The sequence below is a fragment of the Streptomyces sp. NPDC060184 genome (assembly GCF_042728795.1).
Lineage (GTDB): Bacteria > Actinomycetota > Actinomycetes > Streptomycetales > Streptomycetaceae > Streptomyces.
This window is the reverse complement of record NZ_JBHWYX010000032.1, coordinates 16,264-34,366: the sequence shown is the minus strand read 5'-3', so window position 1 is coordinate 34,366 and position 18,103 is coordinate 16,264. Positions and strand designations below refer to the sequence as shown.

Annotated in this window: 18 protein-coding genes; 11 read left to right on the top strand and 7 right to left on the bottom strand. The window is 71.5% G+C overall.

The window, feature by feature from the left end; all coding sequences use genetic code 11:
• Positions 1-160: 160 nt before the first annotated feature.
• On the bottom strand, positions 161-589 hold the full coding sequence (gene mce, locus ACFWEE_RS21400) for a methylmalonyl-CoA epimerase (RefSeq protein WP_386891211.1): 429 nt from the start codon (positions 587-589) through the stop codon (positions 161-163).
• Between the two features lie 139 nt (positions 590-728).
• On the opposite strand from mce, the gene ACFWEE_RS21395 reads away from it, so the two are divergent.
• Entirely contained in the window at positions 729-1,934 is a 1,206-nt protein-coding gene (locus ACFWEE_RS21395; RefSeq protein WP_386891209.1) for an acetyl-CoA C-acetyltransferase, read from the top strand.
• Positions 1,935-1,995: 61 nt separating this feature from the next.
• Complete coding sequence (gene meaB, locus ACFWEE_RS21390; RefSeq protein WP_386891208.1) at positions 1,996-2,958, top strand: methylmalonyl Co-A mutase-associated GTPase MeaB; 963 nt, start codon at positions 1,996-1,998, stop codon at positions 2,956-2,958.
• A 54-nt stretch (positions 2,959-3,012) separates the two neighbouring features.
• Here meaB and ACFWEE_RS21385 read toward each other — a convergent pair whose 3' ends face one another.
• From ACFWEE_RS21385 to ACFWEE_RS21370, 4 genes are all read right to left on the bottom strand, one after another.
• The gene (locus ACFWEE_RS21385) at positions 3,013-3,489 is read right to left on the bottom strand and encodes a MarR family winged helix-turn-helix transcriptional regulator (RefSeq protein ID WP_386891206.1); all 477 of its coding nucleotides are present in this window, start codon (positions 3,487-3,489) and stop codon (positions 3,013-3,015) included.
• A gap of 188 nt (positions 3,490-3,677) precedes the next feature.
• Positions 3,678-4,463 carry an AIM24 family protein gene (locus tag ACFWEE_RS21380; protein ID WP_386891205.1) on the bottom strand — a complete coding sequence of 262 codons (786 nt, stop codon included), beginning with the start codon at positions 4,461-4,463 and terminating at the stop codon, positions 3,678-3,680.
• A complete protein-coding gene (locus ACFWEE_RS21375) occupies positions 4,460-5,110 on the bottom strand; it encodes an AIM24 family protein (RefSeq protein ID WP_327178021.1) in 651 nt (216 codons plus the stop codon). The genes ACFWEE_RS21380 and ACFWEE_RS21375 overlap by 4 nt, the downstream gene beginning before the upstream one ends.
• Positions 5,110-5,742, bottom strand: coding sequence for an AIM24 family protein (locus ACFWEE_RS21370; RefSeq protein ID WP_386891277.1), 633 nt, complete (start codon positions 5,740-5,742; stop codon positions 5,110-5,112). Before ACFWEE_RS21370 ends, ACFWEE_RS21375 begins: the two co-directional genes overlap by 1 nt.
• Before the next feature lie 209 nt (positions 5,743-5,951).
• Between ACFWEE_RS21370 and ACFWEE_RS21365 the strand changes: the two genes are divergently transcribed.
• From ACFWEE_RS21365 to ACFWEE_RS21350, 4 genes are all read left to right on the top strand, one after another.
• A complete protein-coding gene (locus ACFWEE_RS21365) occupies positions 5,952-6,302 on the top strand; it encodes a DUF3817 domain-containing protein (RefSeq protein ID WP_386891204.1) in 351 nt (116 codons plus the stop codon).
• A complete protein-coding gene (locus ACFWEE_RS21360; protein WP_266709201.1) occupies positions 6,299-6,592 on the top strand; it encodes an MTH1187 family thiamine-binding protein in 294 nt (97 codons plus the stop codon). Before ACFWEE_RS21365 ends, ACFWEE_RS21360 begins: the two co-directional genes overlap by 4 nt.
• 205 nt (positions 6,593-6,797) lie before the next feature.
• Positions 6,798-8,672, top strand: a complete 1,875-nt coding sequence (locus ACFWEE_RS21355) for a glycosyltransferase family 2 protein (RefSeq protein WP_386891203.1) — start codon at positions 6,798-6,800, stop codon at positions 8,670-8,672.
• Positions 8,673-8,675: 3 nt separating this feature from the next.
• Positions 8,676-10,634, top strand: a complete 1,959-nt coding sequence (locus tag ACFWEE_RS21350) for a galactose oxidase-like domain-containing protein (RefSeq protein WP_386891201.1) — start codon at positions 8,676-8,678, stop codon at positions 10,632-10,634.
• 72 nt (positions 10,635-10,706) lie between these two features.
• Here the strand turns inward: ACFWEE_RS21350 and ACFWEE_RS21345 are convergent, their stop codons facing one another.
• Positions 10,707-11,747, bottom strand: coding sequence for a glycoside hydrolase family 6 protein (locus ACFWEE_RS21345; RefSeq protein WP_386891199.1), 1,041 nt, complete (start codon positions 11,745-11,747; stop codon positions 10,707-10,709).
• A 288-nt stretch (positions 11,748-12,035) separates the two neighbouring features.
• Between ACFWEE_RS21345 and ACFWEE_RS21340 the strand changes: the two genes are divergently transcribed.
• From ACFWEE_RS21340 to ACFWEE_RS21330, 3 genes are all read left to right on the top strand, one after another.
• Positions 12,036-12,545, top strand: a complete 510-nt coding sequence (locus tag ACFWEE_RS21340; protein WP_386891197.1) for a MarR family winged helix-turn-helix transcriptional regulator — start codon at positions 12,036-12,038, stop codon at positions 12,543-12,545.
• 98 nt (positions 12,546-12,643) lie between these two features.
• Positions 12,644-13,003: a DUF3817 domain-containing protein gene (locus tag ACFWEE_RS21335; RefSeq protein WP_386891195.1), complete on the top strand. Its 360-nt coding sequence runs from the start codon at positions 12,644-12,646 to the stop codon at positions 13,001-13,003.
• A gap of 127 nt (positions 13,004-13,130) precedes the next feature.
• Complete coding sequence (locus tag ACFWEE_RS21330) at positions 13,131-14,831, top strand: methylmalonyl-CoA mutase (RefSeq protein ID WP_386891193.1); 1,701 nt, start codon at positions 13,131-13,133, stop codon at positions 14,829-14,831.
• A gap of 19 nt (positions 14,832-14,850) precedes the next feature.
• Here the strand turns inward: ACFWEE_RS21330 and ACFWEE_RS21325 are convergent, their stop codons facing one another.
• Positions 14,851-15,474 carry a TetR/AcrR family transcriptional regulator gene (locus ACFWEE_RS21325; RefSeq protein ID WP_386891192.1) on the bottom strand — a complete coding sequence of 208 codons (624 nt, stop codon included), beginning with the start codon at positions 15,472-15,474 and terminating at the stop codon, positions 14,851-14,853.
• 361 nt (positions 15,475-15,835) lie between these two features.
• On the opposite strand from ACFWEE_RS21325, the gene ACFWEE_RS21320 reads away from it, so the two are divergent.
• A complete protein-coding gene (locus ACFWEE_RS21320) occupies positions 15,836-16,807 on the top strand; it encodes a tetratricopeptide repeat protein (protein ID WP_386891190.1) in 972 nt (323 codons plus the stop codon).
• Between the two features lie 651 nt (positions 16,808-17,458).
• Positions 17,459-18,085 (top strand): DUF6230 family protein, encoded by a 627-nt coding sequence (locus tag ACFWEE_RS21315; protein ID WP_386891189.1) that lies wholly within the window; start codon positions 17,459-17,461, stop codon positions 18,083-18,085.
• Positions 18,086-18,103: the final 18 nt, after the last annotated feature.

Sequence of the window (18,103 nt, the reverse complement as noted above, 5' to 3'; positions counted from 1 at the left end):
CGGTCCCATCCGTCCCCTGGTCGCAACTCTCCATACAGGACCGCCCGCCGGCGAGCGGTCCCCCGGGGAATGGTGACAGACAAACGACAGGGACGTCATGACGGCCCCGACCCGGCCCCGGCCCGGAACGGCCCACTCTACCGGGCCGGGTATCCGGCGGTCAGTGCTCCGTCCGGGACGTGACCAGTTCGGTGAGGACCCCGTGGCAGTCCTTCGGGTGGAGGAAGGTGATCCGGGAGCCCATGGAGCCGGTGCGGGGCTCGTCGTAGAGGACCCGGACCCCCTTCTCGCGGATGTCCGAGGAGTCCTGGTCCACGTCCTCGGTGCCGAAGGCGATGTGGTGGACGCCCTCGCCGTTCTTCGCCAGCCACTTGCCGACGGCCGAGTCGGGCCGGGTCGGTTCCAGCAGCTGGAGGTAGGAGGCCCCGCCGTCGGAGGTGCCGTTGATCCGCAGCATGGCCTCGCGTACGCCCTGCTCCTCGTTGACCTCCGAGTGGTGGACTTCGAAGCCGTACGTGGAGCGGTAGAACTCCACCGTCGTGTCCAGGTCGAAACAGGCGATCCCGATGTGGTCGATTCGCGTCAGCATGGGTCCAGTGCAGCGTCCGGGCGGGGTATTGGCAAGGTGCGCGCGATCACACGCGCTGCCGGATGACGGGGCGTGGGGTGCTCAGTACATTCGGGTTAACCCTCGTAAACAACACCCTCACCTCTTAGGGGCCGCGCCCATGTCAGGAACGACAGGTACCACCACCTCAGTGATCGTCGCGGGCGCCCGTACGCCCATGGGCCGGCTGCTCGGCTCCCTGAAGAGCTTCTCCGGCGCGGACCTCGGCGGCTTCGCCATCAAGGCGGCGCTGGACCGGGCCGGGATCGGCGGCGACCAGGTCGAGTACGTGATCATGGGCCAGGTGCTCCAGGCCGGTGCGGGCCAGATCCCGGCCCGGCAGGCGGCCGTCAAGGCGGGCATCCCGATGAACGTCCCCGCGCTCACCGTCAACAAGGTGTGCCTCTCCGGGCTCGACGCCATCGCGCTGGCGGACCAGCTGATCCGCGCCGGTGAGTTCGACGTGGTGGTGGCCGGCGGCCAGGAGTCGATGACCAACGCCCCGCACCTGCTGCCGAAGTCCCGCGAGGGGTACAAGTACGGCGCGATCGAGATGCTCGACGCGATGGCGTACGACGGTCTGACCGACGCCTTCGAGAACATCGCGATGGGGGAGTCGACCGAGAAGCACAACACCCGCCTCGGTCTGGAGCGCGCCGAGCAGGACGCGGTCGCCGCCCTCTCCCACCAGCGCGCCGCCGCGGCCCGGAAGAACGGTCTCTTCGAGGCCGAGATCACCCCGGTCGAGATCCCGCAGCGCAAGGGCGACCCGGTGCTCTTCTCCGAGGACGAGGGCATCCGCCCCGAGACGACCGCCGAGTCGCTCGGCAAGCTCCGCCCCGCCTTCGCCAAGGACGGCACGATCACCGCCGGCTCCTCCTCGCAGATCTCGGACGGCGCCGCGGCGGTCGTGGTGATGAGCAAGGCGAAGGCCCAGGAGCTGGGGCTCGACTGGCTCGCCGAGATCGGCGCCCACGGCAATGTGGCCGGCCCGGACAACTCGCTCCAGTCCCAGCCGTCCAACGCCATCCGGCACGCCCTGAAGAAGGACGGGCTCACCGTTGGCGACCTGGACCTCGTGGAGATCAACGAGGCGTTCGCGGCGGTCGCCGTGCAGTCCATGAAGGACCTCGGCATCACCTCGGAGAAGGTCAACGTCAACGGCGGTGCCATCGCGCTCGGCCACCCCATCGGGATGTCCGGCGCGCGCGTGGTGCTGCACCTGGCGCTGGAGCTGAAGCGGCGCGGCGGCGGTACCGGTGCGGCGGCGCTCTGCGGCGGCGGCGGTCAGGGCGACGCGCTGATCATCCGCGTACCGGGCGCATAGTCCCTCGTACGGGGGACCGGCAGGCGGCAGGGCACGCGCGGTGAGAAGGAACGGAGCGGTGATGGTGGACGTCCCCACCCTGGTCGGACAGGCACGGCAGGGCAGGCCCCGGGCCGTCGCCCGGCTCATCTCGCTGGTGGAGGGGGGCTCGCCGCAGCTGCGCGAGGTGATGGCCGCGCTGGCCCCGCTGGCGGGGCACGCGTACGTCGTCGGGCTGACCGGTTCGCCGGGGGTCGGCAAGTCCACCTCCACCTCGGCGCTGGTCGCCGCCTACCGGAAGGCGGGGAAGCGGGTCGGCGTGCTCGCGGTCGACCCGTCGTCGCCCTTCTCCGGCGGGGCGCTGCTCGGCGACCGGGTGCGGATGTCGGACCACGCCTCCGACCCCGGCGTCTACATCCGGTCCATGGCGACCCGCGGCCATCTGGGCGGCCTCGCCCGCTCGGCGCCGCAGGCCGTACGGGTGCTGGACGCGGCCGGGTGCGACGTGGTCCTGGTGGAGACGGTCGGGGTGGGCCAGTCCGAGGTGGAGATCGCCTCGCAGGCCGACACCTCCGTGGTGATGCTCGCGCCGGGCATGGGCGACGGCATCCAGGCGGCGAAGGCCGGGATCCTGGAGATCGGCGACGTGTACGTGGTCAACAAGGCGGACCGGGACGGCGCGGACGCCACCGCCCGGGAGCTGAACCACATGCTCGGACTCGGCGAGTCCCGGGGCCCCGACGACTGGCGGCCCCCGATCGTGAAGACGGTGGCCGCCCGGGGCGAGGGCGTGGACGAGCTGGTCGGGGCGCTGGAGAAGCACCGGGCGTGGATGGAGGAGCACGGGGTGCTGGCGGCCCGGCGCACCGCGCGGGCGGCCCGGGAGGTGGAGACGATCGCGGTGACCGCCCTGCGCGAGCGGATCGCCGACCTGCACGGCGACCGCCGGCTCGAAGCGCTGGCGGAACGCATCGTGGCGGGCCGGCTCGACCCGTACGGCGCGGCCGACGAACTGGTGGCGGGGGTCACCGCGGGCGCGCGCTGAGGGGGTGGTGGTGCCCGGGGCGGCGTGCGGGCCGTTCCGGGCACACCCGTACCGCTACGGCCTGCCGCGCCGTCCGCGCAGATGGTCCGCGATCGGGGTGAGGGCCGCGTGCAGTTCGGCCAGCGCCTCGGGGGACAGCAGGTCCATGAAGTGCTTGCGGACGGAGGCGACGTGGTACGGCGCCACCTTCCGCATCGTCTCGCCGCCGAGGTCCGTGAGGACCGCGAAGAGCCCGCGCCGGTCCGACTCGCAGTTCTCGCGCTTGACCAGTCCGGCGCTCTCCATCCGGGTGATCTGGTGCGAGAGCCTGCTCTTGGACTGCAGGGTGAGCGACGCGAGGTCGCTCATCCGCAGGCGCTGCTCCTCGGCCTCGGAGAGGTTGACGAGGATTTCGTAGTCGTTCATGGTCAGGCCGAACGGCTGGAGGTCTCTCTCCAGCTGGTGCGTGAGCAGTCTGCTGACGTCCAGGTGGGTGCGCCAGGCACGCTGCTCCGTGTCGCTCAGCCAGCGTGTGGCCGTCTCGGTCTCCATATATGGATTCTACCTAAGAAGTTGAAAGCCGGACGAAGTGGGAGTGTGACCCCGGGCACTCCCCGCCGGTGCTCCCGTCGGCGCTCACCGGCGGCGGCCGGGCCGCGCGCGGCCCGCACGGCGTTCCGGGCACGCGGAGGACCGGGCCCGGGGCGTACCCCTGGGAATCACGCTCCGCAGAGTACCGCTCACAGACCGAACCGACGCTGGAGATCCCCCAGCTGGCCGGGGAGGCGGGGTGCGGACCCAGGTTGACCCCCGCCGTGGACGCCCGGACGTCCCCCGCCCGGCACCCCCGCCTCCACCGGCACCGCGCCCACCGACTGCTCCGCCATCAGCACCTCGGTCGACTGCAGCAGCACCGTCCCCGCGCCCACGAACTCGAACTGGTGCTCCTCGCCGGACGTCCCGCCGATCCCGGTCAGCGACCGCAGCCCGCCCATCACGCCCCGCATGTACCCGTGGTCGTAGTGGTGGCACGGGGAAGGGCAGTCGGCCCAGCCGACCAGCGCCTGCGGGTCCACCCGCAGAGGCGGCTCCATGAAGACCACCGGCCCGTTCGAGGCCGCCACGAACTTCCCCGTACCGATCAGCGTGAGGAACCCCGGCACGATCGACTGCTTCAGCGCCAGCGACGGCTGGAAGGCCAGCAGGTTGCCGGAGCGGATCGTCAGGTTGCCCTCGTCGAGGTCGTACGAGTTGACGTCGAAGGCCCGGTCCGCGAGGAGCATCTTGCCGCTGCCCTCGGCCACCACCCAGTCGCTCGCGTGCATCGGCGAGTGGAAGCTCGTCCGCAGCAGCCGGTCGAAGCGGCCGTTGCCCACCCCGTCGAAGTCGATGCGCCCGTAGTAGGCGATCATCTTCCCCTTCTGGAGGAACCACTGACCACCCTTCAGCTCCACGCAGAAGGTGTAGGGGTTGACGTTGTCGTCCGACGGCAGCGTCATCGGATCGAAGACCACGGGCGTGCTCACAGCTTCTCCTCCGACGCCTGGACGTACACCGCACCACTGCCGCTCAGCTCCAGCTGGAACGCCTCGCCCGAGCCGCGCCCCACCATGTCGCGCCAGCCGAGCGCGGTGGAGAGCTTGTTCCGTACGTCCCCGTGGTGCGCGACATACGCCTGCGGGTCCACGTGCACCTCGCGGCCGGGCGTGATCGGCAGCTCGATCACCCCGCCGTGGGCCATCACCGCCACCGCGCCGTGGCCCTTGAGGGTCGTGGTGAACAGGCCCTGTCCGGTCACCTGGCCGCGCACCATCCCCATGACCCCGCCCTGCGATCCCATGAACATCGTGCCCTGCTGCAGCGTCCCGTCGAACGCCAGCAGCCGGTCGGCCTCGACGTAGAGGGTGTCGCCCGCGAGGTTGATCACCTGGATGTGGTGGCCGCCGTGGCCGAACATCACGGTGCCGCTGCCCTCCACCGTCATCAGCGGGGTCGCCTCGTTCGCCACCCGCCGGCCGATCATCGACATCAGCCCGCCCTGGCCGCCCTGGATGTTCGGGGTGAAGGAGACCTCGCCCCGGTAGGCGAGCATCGCGCCGCGCTGGCTGTACATCTTCTGACCGGGGACGACCGTGGCCTCGACCATCTTCGAGTTGATCTCGCGGAACGGCATCAGACGTCGCCCCCGATCGTGTTCCGCTCGCTGGGCTGCACGTACACGAGTCCGTCGCCCTCGAAGCGGATCTGGAACGACTCCCCGGAACCCTCGCCCATGAACGTGCGGAAGCTCACCCCGGACTGGAAGTGCTGCTGGAGGTTGCCCTGGTGGGCGATGTAGGCACCGGGGTCGACGTTCAGCGGGTACTGCGGGGTCACCCGGAGCACCACCGCCGAACCGTCCGACATGATCGCCGCCTGCCCGGTGCCCTCCACCGTGGTGGTGAACAGGCCGTTGCCGGTGGCTCCGCCGCGCAGCCCGGTGAAGCTGGTGCCGGTGCGCAGGGCGGCGTCCGTGCAGAGCAGGTTGCTCGCCTCCACCCACAGCTTCTCGCCCCGCAGCGAGACGAGGTTGATCTCGCTCGCGCGGTCGGCGAAATAGCAGGTGCCCTGTCCCTGCACCTCCATCACCGTCATCTGCTCGCCGGTCAGCCGGCGGGTCACCATGCCGCGCAGGCCCTCACCGCCGCCGGAGAGTTTCTTGAACGCCATCCGGCCGTCGTACGCGACCATCGAGCCGTTCTTCGCCTTGACGGCATCGCCCGTCAGATCGACGGCGAGCGTCTTGCTGCCTTGGAGTCGGAACATCGCCACGGACCGACGGTAGCCGCCCGCGCGGCGCGCGGGCCAGTGTCCGGGGAAGGATCACAGACCGCCGCCGGTGCCCGCGGCGACCCTCGTGCCCCACCCGTCCCCCGCGCCCCCGGGGCAGGAGGAGGGGGCGGGCGGTGCCACAATGGGTGCGGCTTGTGCTCGCGTTCACAAGCCGTGACGACCCTCCCACCGAAGGTGCCCCCGTGGACATCAAGACCGCTACCGCCCTGCACCGGCTGCGCCTCATCTCGATTCCCGAGGCGCTCTCCTTCCCGGCCCTGATCATCTTCGGATCGATCCTCAGCCGGGTCTCCGACATCGACTTCCTGATGCCGCCGCTGGGCGCCCTGCACGGCCTCCTCTTCGTGATCTACGTCCTCTTCCTGCTGGACGTGTGGATCAAGGCGAAGTGGCCCGTCAAGCGCGTCGCCCTCTTCTTCGTGCTCTGCCTCCTGCCGTTCGGCGGGCTCTACGGCGACAAGCTCCTCAAGCGGTACGAGGCGGACGGCGTGATCGCCGCCCGCGCCCGCCGGGAAGGCACGGTGAACGCGTGATCGTCGCCTTCTCGGTCTCCCCGCTGGGCGTCGGCGAGGACGTCGGCGAGTACGTGGCCGACGCCGTCCGCGTCGTCCGCGAGTCCGGACTGCCCAACCGCACCGACGCCATGTTCACCTCGATCGAAGGTGAGTGGGACGAGGTGATGGACGTCGTCAAGCGCGCCGTCGCCGCCGTCGAGGCCCGCGCCGGACGCGTCTCCCTCGTGCTGAAGGCCGACATCCGACCCGGCGTCACCGACGGACTCACCTCCAAGGTCGAGACCGTGGAACGGTACTTGGCCACCTGACGCCCCGTCCGGTCCCCGTACCGCCCCGCACTCTCCGGGAGCCCCCCGCCACAACACGGCGGGGGGCTCCCCGCGTTCCGGCCCCGGACGCCCGCGACGCGCCGGTGCCCCCGTGCCGCGACCGCTCACTCGGCCCTGCCGAGTCGCCCCGGTCCGGAAGATCCATTTATGTGGGGAGACACACCGGTTCGACATAGGAGGCAGGGTGCGGTCGGAGGTCTACGACTACGACTCCCACAGCCGGCTCGCGGGTCCGCTCACCGAACCGGAGGGACCGGCGTACCGGGTGCGGTACCGGAGCCTCCTCGCGGCGGAGGAGCGGCGCACCCGGGCCCTCCTCCTGATGACCCTCGCCCCGGTGCTCACCGGGGCGCTGCTGCTCTACCTCGTCTGGCCGACGCACTGGACCCGCCGCGAGAACGGCGAGTGGTGGCTCGTCGCCGCCGACACCGCGATGCTCGTCTCCATCGCGCTGATCGAACTCTTCATGCTCGTCAACGTCGTCTCCATCGCGCACGCCACGATGGTCGCCCGGGACCCGGTGCCCGTCGTCCCCGAACCCGGCACCCGGGTCGCCTTCGTCACCACGTACGTACCGGGCAAGGAACCCCTCTCCATGGTCCGCGCCACCCTCCGGGGCGCCGTGCGGATCCGGCACGACGGACCGCTCGACGTCTGGCTGCTCGACGAGGGCGACGACCCGGCGGCCCGGGCGCTCTGCGCGGAACTCGGCGTCCGCCACTTCACCCGGCGCGGCGTCCCCGAGTGGAACCGCCCGAAGGGGACCCACCGGGCGAAGACCAAGCACGGCAACTACAACGCCTGGCTCGACGCGCACGGCGACGCCTACGACTTCTTCGCCTCCGTCGACACCGACCACGTGCCGCTGCCCGACTTCCTGGAGCGGATGCTGGGCTGGTTCCGCGACCCCGACACCGCCTTCGTCGTGGGCCCGCAGGTCTACGGGAACTACGACGCGGCCGTCACCAAGGCCGCCGAATCGCAGCAGTTCCTCTTCCACGCCCTGATCCAGCGCGCCGGGAACCGCTACGGGGCGCCCATGTTCGTCGGCACCAACAACGTCGTCCGCGTCGCCGCGCTGCGGCAGGCCGGCGGACTGTACGACTCGATCACCGAGGACATGGCGACCGGCTTCGAGATCCACCGCCGCCGCAACCCCCTCACCGGACGCCACTGGCGGTCCGTCTACACCCCGGACGTGCTGGCCGTCGGCGAGGGCCCGTCGTCCTGGACCGACTTCTTCACCCAGCAGCTGCGCTGGTCGCGCGGGACGTACGAGACGCTGCTGCGGCAGTACCCGAAGGGGCTGTTCCGGCTCCCGCCGGGCCGGCTCCTCAGCTACACCCTGATGCTCGTCTACTACCCGATGACCGCCGTCAACTGGCTGCTCGGGATCTTCAGCTGCGTGCTCTTCCTCTGGCTCGGCGCCTCCGGCACCGAGGTCTCCGCCTCCCTCTGGCTGATGCTCTACAGCGACGCGGCGGCCCTCCAGATCGGCCTCTACCTCTGGAACCGGCGCCACAACGTCTCCCCGCACGAACCCGAGGGCTCCGGCGGCATCGCCGGCATGGCCATGTCCGCCCTCTGCGCGCCGATCTACCTGAAGTCGCTCGGCGCCGCCGTGCTGCGGACCGACGGGCGCTTCGTCGTCACGCCCAAGGGGGGCGCCACCAGCCCCGACCGGCTCCTCACCTTCCGCGTCCACCTCTTCTGGGCCGCCGTGCTGCTGGCCTCGCTCGCCGCGTCCGTGCCCCTGCACCACACGCACGCGGCGATGCGCACCTGGGCCGTGCTGGCGCTGGCCGTCGCGCTCTCCCCGGTCGCGGTGTGGTCGTACACCCGGCAGCGGGCGGGGCGCCCCGCGCGGCCCCGGCGGACCGCCCGGCGCCCCGCCCCGCACCCGCTGCCGGACGGCACGACCTTCATCACCACGACCACCACCTCGGCCACCGGGCCCGGCACCGCCGCCCCCACCACCGGGGCCGCGGCCCCCACCCCGGCCGAACCCGTCCACAGCGCCGCCGGGACGACGGCGCGCAGCACCGCAGGAGGGAACTGACCCATGGCCCACCGGCCCACCAGACGGATCAGGAGGGCGGTCCTCGGCGGCGGGGCCGTCGTGGTGCTCGCGGGGCTCAACGCCCCCGCGGCGCTCTCGTTCGCCCAGGACCACTACCACGCGTACAAGATCGCCCAGCCCGGCTACCAGGCGCGGTACGGCTCCTGGCAGCGGGTCGACATCCCGGAGAAGTACCGGACCAACGCCATCCACGCGGCGCTGCTCCACACCGGCAAGGTGCTGATCATCGCGGGCTCGGGCAACAACCAGCGGCACTTCGACGCGGGCACCTTCGACACGGTCCTGTGGGACCCGGTGGCCAACACCTTCGAGAAGGTCCCCACCCCGGTGGACTTCTTCTGCGGCGGCCACGCGGCGCTCCCCGACGGCCGCCTGCTGGTGGCCGGCGGCACCGCCCGCTACGAGGTGCTCGACGGCGAGGTGCGACGGGCGGGCGGCGGGATGCGGGTGAAGAACGAGAACCCGGACAAGGCGCTGTTCCTGAGGAAGGGCACGCTCTTCCGCTCCCCCTCCGGCGTCGAGTACCGCTCGCTCTTCGACGTGACGGTGCCCCGGGCCGTCAAGCGCGGCTTCGCCGTCACGTACTGGGCGGACGGCGGGATGAAGCCGTGGAAGAGCAAGGTGACCGCCGGGGAGGAGCGCGTCTTCGTGGAGGCGGTGGAGACGGGCCCCGACTCGGTCACCGCCGAGTCCGCCCAGTACGAGATCGAAGGGCTCACCGGCAAGGACGCCGACAACTCCTACGGCCTCGCCGAGGCGCTCACCACGCGGAAGCAGGACTTCCAGGGCATCCGGTCGGCGTACGAGTTCGACGCGGTGGCCGAGAAGTACATCAGGGTCGACCCGATGAAGCAGGCCCGCTGGTACCCGACGCTCGTCGGGCTCGGCGACGGGCGGGTGCTCGCCGTCTCGGGCCTCGACGACGTCGGCGAGATCATCTCGGGCGACACCGAGATCTACGACCAGGCGACCCGGAAGTGGTCCAAGGGCCCGTTCCGCTACTTCCCGACCTACCCCGCCCTCTTCCTCACCAAGGGCGGCAGGCTCTTCTACCCGGGCGCCAACGCCGGTTACGGCCCGGCGGACAAGGGGCGCGCCGCCGGGCTCTGGGACCTGCGGAAGAACACCTTCAAGGCGGTCGGCGGGCTGAAGGACTTCGACGCCACGGAGACCGCCTCCTCGCTGATGCTGCCCCCGGTCCAGGACCAGAAGGTGATGATCCTCGGCGGCGGCGGGGTGGGGGAGTCCGCGGTGTCGACCGCCCGCACCGCGGTCGTGGACCTCAAGGCGAAGAACCCGGTCTTCGCGCCGGGCCCCGACCTGCCGCAGGGCACCCGCTACCTCAACAGCGTGATCATGCCGGACGACACCGTCTTCACCACCGGCGGATCGAGCGACTACCGGGGGCGCGGCGACAGCAACATCCTCAAGGCCCAGACGTACGACCCGAAGACCGGCGAGTTCACCGAGGCGGCGGCTCCCACCGTCGGCCGGAACTACCACTCGGAGGCGCTGCTGCTGCCCGACGGGCGGGTGGCGACCTTCGGCTCCGACTCGCTCTACGGAGACAAGGCCAACACCAAACTGGGCACGTTCGAGCAGCGGATGGAGGTCTTCACCCCGGCCGTGCTGCACCGCGCGGGCGGCGACCGGCCGGTGATCGGAGCCGGGCCCGAGAAGGTGGAGCGCGGGGGCAGCGCCACGTACGCGCTGACCGGCGGCGGCCGTCCGGCGACGGCCCGGCTGATGCGGCCGAGCGCCGTCACCCACACCACCGACGTCGAGCAGCGGTCGATCGCGCTGGACCTGCGCAGGGAGGAGGGCCGGATCACCGTGACGGTGCCCGGGGACAGCACCCTGGTGCCGCCTGGCTGGTACATGCTCTTCGTCACGGACACCGACGGCATCTCGTCGGTGGCGAAGTGGGTCAAGGTCGGCTGAGAGCCCCGCCCGCGCCTCCCGTACGGGCCGACTTCCTGGCCGTACGGGAGGCGCGGGCGCGTCCGGGACCGTTCAGGATCCGGCGGCGCGGGCCAGGCCGAGGGCGTAGCCCGGCCACCAGGTGCCGGCCGCCGGGCCGCCCCGGCAGGGGCCGTCGGAGTCGCCCGGCCGCTTGATCCAGAGGTAGGCGTCCAGCCGCTCGTCCCCGGTGTCGGTGGTCGGGGGAGTGCCCAGGGCCCGGCCCGGCGGGTTGCACCAGGCCTCCGACCGGCCGCCTACGAGCGGGCCGCGGCCGTTGCGGCTGCTGTCGATCACGTAGTGCGCGCCGCCGAGGAGGGCGGAGAGCCGGTCCCCGTACGCCTTCACCGTCTCGTCGGTCTGGAAGTTGGAGACGTTGAGCGAGAAGCCGTCGGCCCGGTCGACGCCCGCCCGGTGGAGCGGTTCCACCAGCTTGGCGGGGTCGGCGAGCCAGTCCGGGTTCCCGGCGTCCAGGTAGACCTTGGTCCCCGGCCGGGCCTTGAAGGTGTCCACGGCCCCGGCCAGCAGGTCGAGCCGTTCGGCGTGGTTCTCCGGCGGGGTGCACCCGTCCACGACGTGCGCGACGGCGTCGGGTTCCAGGACCACCGTGGCCGGGGCGTCCCCGATCGCCCCCGCGAACCGCTCCGTCCACGCCCGGTACGCCTGCGCGTCGGGCGCCCCGCCCGCCGAGTAGGCGCCGCAGTCGCGGTGCGGGATGTTGTACGCGACGAACAGCACGCTCTCGTGCGAGGCCGAGGCGCCCTCGATCGCGGTGCGGACGTCCGGTTCCGGGTCGTCGCCCGCGGGCCAGTCGGCCACCGGGTGGGTGGAGATCCGCTCCAGCAGCTTCGCGTCCTTCAGCCGCCCCGCCTCCTTCCAGGCGCGGACCTGGCGGGCGGCGTCGCTCTCCGGGTCGACCCAGTAGGGAGGGGACGCGGTGCCGGGAGCCGAGCCGCCCCGGACGGCGTCCACCGCGCTCGCGGTGGGTTCCTCGCCGCCCCCGGACGGTGTCCCCGGGGACGAGCAGCCCACCGCGAGGGCGGCCGACACGGCCACGGCGGCGGAGACGACGGGCAAGATCCTGCGGCCGGACATCCAGCCCCCTCGGACGGTGGCTCAACGGGTACGGGGCACGAAGCGGGACACACGTGCGAGGCGCGCCCGTGCGGCGGCGCCACGAGATACAGAGATGTGATCAATCCTGGCATATCGGTCACGGAGCGTGGTGCTGCCACACCGGCCGCCCTCGCGCGTCAACCGCGCGCGTCGCGAACCGTCCCCGTTCGGGCGTTCGCGGGCGGTCGGATCTTTCCGTACGCATATTCGGTACCGAACTCCGAGACGGCGCCCGCCGCGATGTGACCAGTGGGTAAGGTCGGGGCTGTGCCGAAGCCGCTCAGCCTTCCCTTCGACCCCATCGCCCGCGCCGACGAGCTCTGGCAGCAGCGCTGGGGACCCGTGCCCTCCATGCAGGCGATCACCTCGATCATGAGGGCGCAGCAGATCCTCCTCGCGGAGGTCGACGCGGTGGTGAAACCGTACGGGCTGACGTTCGCCCGGTACGAGGCGCTGGTGCTGCTGACCTTCTCCAAGGAGGGCGAGCTGCCGATGTCGAAGATCGGCGAGCGCCTGATGGTGCACCCGACGTCGGTCACCAACACCGTGGACCGGCTGGTGAAGTCGGGCCTGGTCGACAAGCGCCCCAACCCCAACGACGGCCGCGGCACGCTCGCCTCCATCACGGAGAAGGGGCGCGAGGTGGTCGAGGCGGCCACCGAGGAGCTGATGGCGATGGACTTCGGGCTGGGCGCGTACGACGCCGAGGAGTGCGGGGAGATCTTCGCCATGCTCCGGCCGCTGCGGGTCGCCGCGCGGGACTTCGAGGACGCCTGAGCGAACCCCGGGCGGTGCGCCCGGGGCCGGCCCGGCCCCCCGTCCGCGGGGGGTGCCCGCCGCAAGATCGCCCCCGGGCTCCGGCTAACCTCGATGTCATGAAACGCAGCGTGCTGACCCGCTATCGGGTGATGGCCTACGTCACCGCCGTCATGTTGTTGATCCTCTGCCTCTGCATGGTCTTCAAGTACGGATTCGACAAGGGCGAGGGCCTGACGCTCGTCGTCTCCCAGATCCACGGCGTGCTCTACATCGTCTATCTGCTCTTCGCCTTCGACCTCGGCTCCAAGGCGAAGTGGCCGATCGGCAAGCTCCTCTGGGTGCTGATCGCCGGCACCATCCCGACCGCCGCGTTCTTCGTGGAGCGCACGGTCGTCCGGGAGGTCGAGCCGCTGATCGCGGGCGCCGCTCCGGCCGCCGCCGACCGCTCCGAGCAGGCCGCCGTCAAGAACGGCTGACCTCCGGCCGCACGCCCCGCAGGACGCGGGACTCGCGGGACCACGAACCGCCCCGCACCGGACTCCGTCCGAGTGCCGGGCGGTTTGTCATCGACAGGTAGTAGGACGTCCTAGTAAATTCGCCAACATGGACGCTGACGCGATCGAGGAGGGCCGCCGACGCTGGCAGGCCCGTTACGACAAGGCCCGCACGCGCGACGCGGACTTCACCACCCTGTCCGGCGACCCGGTCGACCCGGTGTACGGGCCCCGCCCCGGCGACACGTACGACGGGTTCGAGCGGATCGGCTGGCCCGGCGAGTACCCGTTCACCCGGGGCCTCCACCCGACCGGCTACCGGGGCCGTACCTGGACCATCCGCCAGTTCGCCGGCTTCGGCAACGCCGAGCAGACCAACGAGCGGTACAAGATGATCCTCGCCGCGGGCGGCGGCGGGCTCAGTGTGGCCTTCGACATGCCGACCCTGATGGGCCGGGACTCCGACGAGCCCCGTTCGCTCGGCGAGGTCGGGCACTGCGGGGTCGCCATCGACTCCGCCGCCGACATGGAGGTCCTCTTCCGGGACATCCCGCTCGGCGAGGTCACCACCTCCATGACGATCAGCGGACCCGCCGTCCCCGTCTTCTGCATGTACCTCGTCGCCGCCGAACGCCAGGGCGTCGACCCCGCGGTGCTCAACGGCACCCTGCAGACCGACATCTTCAAGGAGTACATCGCCCAGAAGGAATGGCTCTTCCAGCCCGAACCGCACCTGCGGCTCATCGGCGACCTGATGGAGCACTGCGCCCGCGCCATCCCCGCGTACAAACCGCTCTCCGTCTCCGGCTACCACATCCGGGAGGCCGGGGCCACGGCCGCGCAGGAGCTCGCCTACACCCTCGCCGACGGCTTCGGATACGTGGAGCTGGGCCTCTCCCGGGGGCTCGACGTGGACACCTTCGCGCCCGGACTCTCCTTCTTCTTCGACGCCCACCTCGACTTCTTCGAGGAGATCGCCAAGTTCCGCGCCGCCCGCCGCATCTGGGCCCGCTGGATGAAGGAGACGTACGGCGCGCGGACCGACAAGGCCCAGTGGCTCCGCTTCCACACCCAGACCGCCGGGGTCTCCCTCACCGCCCAGCAGCCGTACAACAACGTCGTGCGCACCGCCGTCGAAGCCCTCTCCGCCGTCCTCGGCGGCACCAGCTCGCTGCACACCAACGCCCTCGACGAGACCCTGGCCCTCCCCTCCGAGCAGGCCGCCGAGATCGCGCTCCGCACCCAGCAGGTGCTGATGGAGGAGACCGGCGTCGCCAACGTGGCCGACCCGCTCGGCGGCTCCTGGTACGTCGAACAGCTCACCGACCGGATCGAGGCCGACGCGGAGAAGATCTTCGAGCAGATCCGGGAGCGCGGCACCCGCGCCCACCCCGACGGGCGCCACCCCATCGGCCCCCTCACCTCGGGCATCCTGCGCGGCATCGAGGACGGCTGGTTCACCGGGGAGATCGCCGACTCCGCCTTCCAGTACCAGCGCTCCCTGGAGAAGGGCGACAAGCGGGTCGTCGGCGTCAACGTCCACCACGGCTCGGTCACCGGCGACCTGGAGATCCTGCGGGTCAGCCACGAGGTCGAGCGCGAGCAGGTCCGCGCCCTCGGCGCCCGTCGGGCGGCCCGCGACGAGGCGAAGGTGCGCGGCTCGCTGGACGCCATGCTCGCCGCCGCCCGGGACGGCTCGAACATGATCGCCCCGATGCTGGACGCGGTACGCGCCGAGGCGACCCTCGGCGAGATCTGCGGGGCGCTGCGCGAGGAGTGGGGCGTCTACACGGAGCCGCCGGGGTTCTGAGCCTCCCCCCGGCGCGGTGTCACGCCACCGCGCCCAGTCCGGAGAGCAGCAGGGCGGTGAAGCGCCGGGCCCAGTCGGCGTCGACGGGCTCGGCGCTGACCAGCGCCCGGTGCACCACCGCGCCCGCGATCACGTCGAAGATCAGGTCCGCCGTCGGCCCGGCCGTCCGGCCCTCCGGCTCGGGCGGCAGCTCGCCGCGCTCCTGGGCCCGTCGGCGGCCCAGGACCACCAGCCGCTTCTGGCGGTTCACGATCGAGTCCTGGATGCGCGTGCGCAGCGCGGCGTCGCGCGTCGCCTCGGCGACCACCGCCATCAGCGCCGTCCGGGTCTCCGGCCGCTCCAGCAGCTCCGCGAACTGGAGCACCACGCCCTCCACGTCGGCGGCGAGGCTGCCGAGGTCGGGGAGTTCGAGCTCGTCGAAGAGGACGGCGACGGCATCCACGACCAGCTCGTTCTTGCCGGCCCACCGCCGGTAGAGCGTCGTCTTGGCGACCCCGGCGCGCGTCGCCACGTCCCCCATCGTCAGCTTCGACCAGCCGAGTTCGACCAGGGACGCCCGGGTCGCCTCCAGGATCGCGGCGTCGGCGTCGACGCTGCGCGGGCGGCCGGGACGGGCGGACGGGGGGTCGTTGCGGCTCGGCATGGGGGCGACCTTACCCGCGAGTAGGTACGAGGGTGCGCCCCCGGTGCGGGTGAGACAGATCACCGAGGTGTCCTGTTCAGGAGGGCTACTCGCCAGTTACGCTACGGGTCGTAGCGTAAGGACCCCCGGGCAGCCGCCCGTTGGCCCTCGCCACGAAAGAGCGACAGCCACTGTGGGGGCGACGGATGGGGATCCGGCGCCGACCGAGCGGCGCGGGACGGGGATCCGGCGCCGCGACCGGGGGGTTCAGGCCCCCCGAACCGTGTCCGTCCGCCCGCCCCGCACACCGGCCGGGGCCGCGGCAGGACCCGGTTGACCGATCGCTTTCCGGAACGGCGGGCACAGGGGGGAGGATGTACGTATGCAGCCTAGGAACATGTCCATGAGCGGCGTCGTCGACCTCGCCGCTGTCAAGGCGGCCGGAGAGGCGAAGGCCAAGGCGGAGCAGGCCCGTGCCGAGGCCGCCCGCAAGGGGGGCACCGGCGCCGTCGCGCCGTCCGCCCTGGTGATCGACGTCGACGAAGCCGGATTCGAGCGCGACGTCCTCCAGCGCTCCGCCGAAGTACCCGTCGTCATCGACTTCTGGGCCGAGTGGTGCGAGCCCTGCAAGCAGCTCGGCCCCCTTCTGGAGCGGCTGGCCGTCGCGTACAACGGCCGCTTCCTGCTCGCCAAGGTCGACGTCGACGCCAACCAGATGCTGATGCAGCAGTTCGGCATCCAGGGCATCCCGGCGGTCTTCGCCGTCGTCGCGGGCCAGGCCCTCCCGCTCTTCCAGGGCGCCGCGCCCGAGGCCCAGATCCGCGAGACCCTGGACCAGCTGATCCAGGTCGGCGAGGAGCGCTTCGGCCTCACCGGGATCGTCGTCGACCCGGACGCGGAGGGCGCCGCCGCGACCCCCGCCGAGATCCCGGCCGGCCCGTACGACGCGTTGCTGGAAGCCGCCTCCCGGGCGCTGGACTCCAACGACTTCCCGGGCGCGGTGCAGGCGTACCGCAACGTCCTCTCCGACGACCCGGCCAACCCGGAGGCCAAGTTGGGCCTCGCGCAGGCCGAACTCCTCGGCCGGGTGCAGAAGATGAACCCGCAGGAGGTCCGGGAGAAGGCCGCCGCCGGTCCGGCCGACGTCGCCGCCCAGATCGACGCCGCCGACCTCGACCTCGTCGGGGGGCATGTGGAGGACGCCTTCGGGCGGCTCGTGGAGACGGTCCGCCGTACGTTCGGCGACGACCGCGACGCCGTGCGGGTGCGGCTGCTCGAACTCTTCGAGGTCATCGGCCCGGAGGACCCCCGGGTTGCCTCGGCCCGTACGGCGCTCGCGCGGGTGCTGTTCTGATGCGAGCCGTTCTGGCGGGACTTGTCCCGACGCGACTTGTTCCGATGTGACAAGACGGCCGTGCCGCCCGCCGGGCGGCACGGCCGTTTTCGCGTCCGGGCGACAACTCGGGGCGTTCCGTGGCTCCGCTTTGCCAAATCTTGACCTGACGGGCTGCTGTTACTCGCAGTAAATCGGATCGGGGTCTCTGTCTGTTTGCACCCTGTTTTCCGCCGGTTTGGACGTCCCTTTCGTGCCACCCTGCGTGGCCGGTTCATGCCATGGCGTCGCGGGGTGGTTATCAGCCCGTTACTAGCGAGTAACGACACCCCTTGTGCACCGGCCCCGAATGCACCACGATCGGCCACGCTCGGTCCAATCACCGCCGGCCCGACCGCCAGTCGGCGCCGGGGGCAGTTGGTCCCCACCGGGCGGGCCGGCTCCATGGGCGCCGGCCGAGGACAGGGGGGTTCCTGCCCGAGGGCGGGGCCTGTCCGACCGGCTGCGCGGAACGCGCGGTCAGTGGTTTGTCGCTCGGGGGTGATCGCCGGTGCATCGGATGCGGTACAGCCTCCGGAACGGGCGCTCTCCTTCCCGAGGACGTAGCACTTCTCCCATCCCGGGACGGGCAACGGCCCGGCCGGAGATGTACGTCCGAGAAGGAGGAAATATATGAGTTCCCAGATCCGCGGTGGAACCAGATGGAAGCGCTTCGCCCTGGTCATGGTGCCGAGCGTCGTCGCGACGGCGGCGGTGGGCGTGGGGCTGGCGCAGGGCGCGCTGGCCGCCTCGTTCAGCATCTCGGGGCAGGACTTCAAGGTCACGGCCGACCAGCTCAAGGGCAATGACTTCGTCCAGTACGGCAACGTCGCCACCGGCGGCGCGGGCAACCACCCGGTCGCGGTCTCCGGCTTCAGCTACGCGGAAATCACGAACATGTGCCAGTCGGTCGTGACGCCGATCCCGGGTCTCGGCACCTGGACGCTGAAGCTGACGGCAGGCACCGCCGACAAGAAGCCGGTCGTGGCGACGGACCTGTACCTGGACGTCTCCCAGCTCGACGCAGACGCCTACTTCGAGAACATCGACATCGGTGTCGCGGCGGGAGACCTCGGCAAGGAGTCGGGCTTCGGCATCCAGCCGAAGACCACCGGGGCGAACGCCAACGGCTTCGGCCAGCGCGCCAAGACGGCGACGCTGACCAACGTCTCGCAGAGGGCCTGGGCCACCACGGCCGGCACCTTCAAGCTGAGCAACCTCAGCCTGCGCCTGAACCACGACGCGAACGAGTGCGAGTAGGCATTCAGTTCGGGCGGC